Below are 4,022 nucleotides of genomic sequence, written 5' to 3'. Positions count from 1 at the left end.
CGGCACCCAGCTTGTCCCCGTCTTCCACGGCGAGATTGGCGGTGTCCCCGCGCAGGTCTGCGACGCGCGGACCCTCCACGCCTTTTTGCAGAACGGCGACCTGTTCGCGAACTGGATCAAGGACCGGATCACAAAGTACGACTTTCAGGAAAATCAGGATTTTGCCATCGCTTTGGAAATTGCCAAAGCGAAGAGGGGCGGCCAAAACCGCAAGGACTACCACCTCAGTCTCGACATGGCCAAGGAACTGAGCATGGTCGAGAACAACGCCAAGGGCCGGGAGGCGCGGCGCTACTTCATCGCGATGGAGCGCCAAGCCCTCGCGGCCCTGGAAGCTGCGGCGGCCGCGCCGCCGACCCCCGATCCCGACGACGCTCCGCCGATCGGCCTGGGCGACCTCGTGATCCGCCAGGACCAGGACGGCCGCTACTGTCTCGACGACCTGTACCGGGCCGCCGGCGCCGCCGCCAAGTATCCGCCCGAGCGCTGGCTGGAAATCGACACCACGCAGGAACAGGCGCAGCGCTACAAGGTCCCCGGCCGACCGCCGATCGTGGTCACGCCGCACGGCACATTCATCGAGTATGGGCTGGTCCTGGCCTACGGGCACTCCGTGGGCCCGGACTTTCACCTCGAGGTCAGCGAGGCCTTCGTGTCCGCAGCGGCCATCCGCTCGAACATTTGGATGCCGCGGATGGTCGAGTTGCGCCGGCTCATGGAACAGCCGGACCCCGCGGCCCTCAACGGGCCCCTCCTGCCGTGCGAGCAGCAGTTCCTGGCGTCCGTCATCGGCGCCCGCTGCGAAGGCCTCGACGCGTCGTTGCAGGAGCAGGCGTCCGCGCAGCTCTGGTCGAGCTTTCAATCCCACTTCCAGATCGCCGAACCGGCCGAGTTGCCCCGCTCCAAAATGGCCGACGCCATCCTCTACCTGACCGCCTTGCCACTGGCCTCCGCCCCGGCGCTCCCGGCCTCCGCCGCTCCCGCCGAGGTCCTCACCCGCGACGACCTGGCCAACCTCGATCGGCTATTGGGGCTCATGACAGACCACCAGTTCCGCGCCCGCGCCTGGCGTTTCGCGATCTGGCGCTCCCTGCGCGCCGTCACGGGTACGCGCGCTCCCCAGCAATTCGAGGTGCGCCACCTGCCCGCGATGTGCGCCGAGTTGCGCCGGCTTTATGCCGCGTCTGCCGCCTGGGAGGATGCGGTGTATGAGGCCGAGGCCGACCGCAATCCCCTTTTTAGGTTAAATTATGACCGCTGAACCCCTTGCATTGACCCTCGCCGCGGCGGCCAAGTGTCTGAGCGTCAGCCCGCGCACCGTGCGCCGGCTGATGGACGCGGGCCAACTGCGGCGCGTGTCGATTGGCCGGGCGGTGCGGGTGAGTGCCGCCAGCGTGCGTGCCTTCGTGGAGCGCGCGGAGGCCCAGGCGGTTGCTATGCTCGACAAAAGCGCTCCGCGTGCTATTCTGCCGGCATGGACAGACCACGACGCACCGATCACGACGGCCTCTACCAGCGCCCTGGCTCGCCATTCTGGTGGGCTACCTGGACCGACCGCACAGGCCACCGAACTCGGCGCTCTACTCGGACTACCAACCGCCGCGACGCCGAGGCCATCCTTGCCGGGTGGCGCCTCGAAGCGCACCGCGCCACGGACGCCCAGGGGCTCCCGGTCCGTACCTTCGACGCGCTGATGTTGGCGTATCTCAAAGGGCCGTCCGCCGACAAGCGGGCCGATCGCGACCGTTACAGCGCCAAGCACCTGTACCCGGCGTTTACCGGGCGAAACTTGGCGACGCTGGCCCCGTCGGACGTACGCCGTTACATCGACGACCGCCGCGCCGCAGGGGCGCAACCGGGAACGATCAACCGCGAAATCGGCCTACTGTCGTCGGCGCTCAACTATGCTCGCCGCGAATGGGATTGGGCGATACCCAACCCAGCGGCCGGGCGGCAACTGCGCGAGCCCGAGGGCCGGGTACGCTGGTTGAGCAAGGAGGACGCCACGCGACTCATCCAGTCAGCGGAGGCTGAACCGAAAGCTGGACATCTGGCGGATTTCATCAGGCTGGCCCTGCACACGGGGTGCAGGAGGGATGAACTGCTGCGGCTGGAGTGGTCCCGCGTGGATCTGGACAGCCGCTTGCTGTTGTTGGAGGCGCAGCACACCAAGACGGCACGGCGGCGGTCGGTCCCACTGAACGCAACGGCCTGTCGTGCACTGGCCAGCCGCATTGCCTTCCGCTTGGCCCACTGCCCAGGATCGCCTTGGGTCTTCGCCCACGAGGATGGATCGCGGATTGCTGCCTGCCGCCGTTCGTTCATGAGCGCCTGCCGGCGTGCCGAGATCACGGATTTCAGAATCCACGATTTGCGCCACACCTGCGCGGCCTGGCTAGTCTCGGGTGGAGTCCCCCTAACCGAGGTCAGAGATCTACTTGGACACAGCACCATCGGGATGACGGAGCGGTATGCGCACTTGGCCCCCGAGCGAGTGCGGGCGGCGGTGGCAATATTGGATGTCGGCGACGATTAACCAGGTGGCCCGCCGCCCTTACGGGCCAGCGCGTCACATTCCGCGTCACACTATCACTAGAGAGTTTCGAGAAATGACGCCTAAGCGCCTAGATAAATATGGTCGGGGTGACAGGATTTGAACCTGCGACTTCTGCCTCCCGAAGACAGCGCTCTACCAAGCTGAGCTACACCCCGAATAAACGATTAGGACGATACGGCCGGTCCCGGCGGCGGCCCGGATTTCAATTCCGGGCAATGAAGGTCAATGGTCCCTGCTGACCGAAAAATCGGCCATCCCGGCCAGCGCAGCGGTGGCGTCTGAGGGGGGTAGGGCGGCGAGTGCCTCCTTTGCCCGTCTGGCGTAATCACATGCGAGTTGGGCAGTATAGGTGATCGCGTCAGTCGACGCAATAGCCGCGATGACATCGTCGATCCGCTCGCGTCCGCCATGCTCGATGGCATCGCGCAGCAGTTGGCGCTGCGGGGCGCTGCCCACCGCCATGGCGCGCAGGACCGGCAGGGTGGGCTTGCCTTCGTCCAGGTCGTCGCCGACGTTCTTACCCAGCTCGGCGTTGCTGCTGCTGTAGTCCAGTGCGTCGTCGATCAACTGGAAGGCGATCCCCAGATTGCGGCCGTAGTCGGCCATGGCTGTTTCCACGGCGGCCGGGCTCTGGGCCAGCACGGCGCCCAAGCGGGTGCCGGCCTCGAACAGGGTGGCGGTCTTGCGGTCGATGACCTCCATGTAGCGATGCTCGTCCGTGTCCGGGTCCTTGGTGTTGAGCAGTTGCAGGACCTCGCCCTCGGCGATGCGGTTGGTGGCGTGGGCCAGCACCTCCATCACCCGCATGCTGCCGGTCTCGACCATCATCTCGAACGAGCGCGAGTAGAGGAAGTCGCCTACCAGCACCGCCGCCTCGTTGCCCCAGACGATGTTGGCGGTCTCCTGGCTGCGGCGCAGGGCCGAGCCGTCCACCACGTCGTCGTGGAGTAGGGTGGAGGTGTGGATGAACTCGATGACCGCGGCCAGGTTGATGTGCTGGGTTCCCTGGTAGCCGCAGGCACGGGCGGCCAGCAGGACCGACAGCGGGCGCAGGCGCTTACCGCCGCTGCGCACGATGTAGTGCCCGATCTGGTTGATCAGCACGACGTCAGATTGCAGTCGCTGCACGATGAGTGCGTCGACGGCCTTGGTGTCTTCGGCGACTGGGAGCCGGATCGCGGAAAGGTCCATGCGTGTAGGGACTGGAATCAATAGGTAGCCGCCGATGCTAGGGGTCGCTCGGGGGGGCTGTCAACCTAAATCCGGTGTTTGCCCACACCACGACGCCAAGACTTCAAGCAAAACAAGGGTGTCGCAGTGATGTTCCACGGCAAATCCGTTCTAGCCCGCCGTGGCTGGCCGTCCCCGCCGACGGCGGGAATTTTCGGTCATGCCCAGGTAGTCGAACACCAGGCGGACGTTGCGTGCCAGGCGCTGGATGGTGGCGGCGACGGTGTCGCGGGAT

3 protein-coding genes, 1 tRNA gene and 1 pseudogene are annotated in these 4,022 nt (G+C 66.0%); 3 read left to right on the top strand and 2 right to left on the bottom strand.

What is annotated here, in order from left to right:
• The first annotated feature begins 34 nt into the window (after nucleotides 1-34).
• From QZX93_RS16160 to QZX93_RS16155, 3 genes and pseudogenes are all read left to right on the top strand, one after another.
• Entirely contained in the window at nucleotides 35-1,261 is a 1,227-nt protein-coding gene (locus QZX93_RS16160) for an antA/AntB antirepressor family protein (protein WP_295394751.1), read from the top strand.
• Nucleotides 1,251-1,403, top strand: a pseudogene (locus QZX93_RS27420) (helix-turn-helix domain-containing protein); the annotation flags it as partial. The gene QZX93_RS16160 and the pseudogene QZX93_RS27420, both read left to right, overlap by 11 nt.
• Nucleotides 1,404-1,474: 71 nt before the next feature.
• Nucleotides 1,475-2,536 (top strand): site-specific integrase, encoded by a 1,062-nt coding sequence (locus QZX93_RS16155; RefSeq protein WP_295391560.1) that lies wholly within the window; start codon nucleotides 1,475-1,477, stop codon nucleotides 2,534-2,536.
• A 99-nt stretch (nucleotides 2,537-2,635) separates the two neighbouring features.
• Here QZX93_RS16155 and QZX93_RS16150 read toward each other — a convergent pair.
• Nucleotides 2,636-2,712, bottom strand: a tRNA-Pro gene (locus QZX93_RS16150).
• A gap of 67 nt (nucleotides 2,713-2,779) precedes the next feature.
• Complete coding sequence (locus QZX93_RS16145; RefSeq protein WP_295391561.1) at nucleotides 2,780-3,748, bottom strand: polyprenyl synthetase family protein; 969 nt, start codon at nucleotides 3,746-3,748, stop codon at nucleotides 2,780-2,782.
• Nucleotides 3,749-4,022 lie beyond the last annotated feature (274 nt).

Origin of the sequence: uncultured Thiodictyon sp., assembly GCF_903946935.1 — a bacterium.
Classification (GTDB): Bacteria; Pseudomonadota; Gammaproteobacteria; order Chromatiales; family Chromatiaceae; genus Thiodictyon.
Note: the sequence above shows the minus strand (reverse complement) of the source record. Positions and strands in the feature narration are given on the sequence as shown.

Excerpts from the sequence above, each read along its gene's own strand:
- QZX93_RS16155 (WP_295391560.1), top strand. The coding sequence starts at position 1,475 with ATGGACAGACCACGACGCACCGATCACGACGGCCTCTACCAGCGCCCT.
- QZX93_RS16145 (WP_295391561.1), bottom strand. The coding sequence starts at position 3,748 with ATGGACCTTTCCGCGATCCGGCTCCCAGTCGCCGAAGACACCAAGGCC.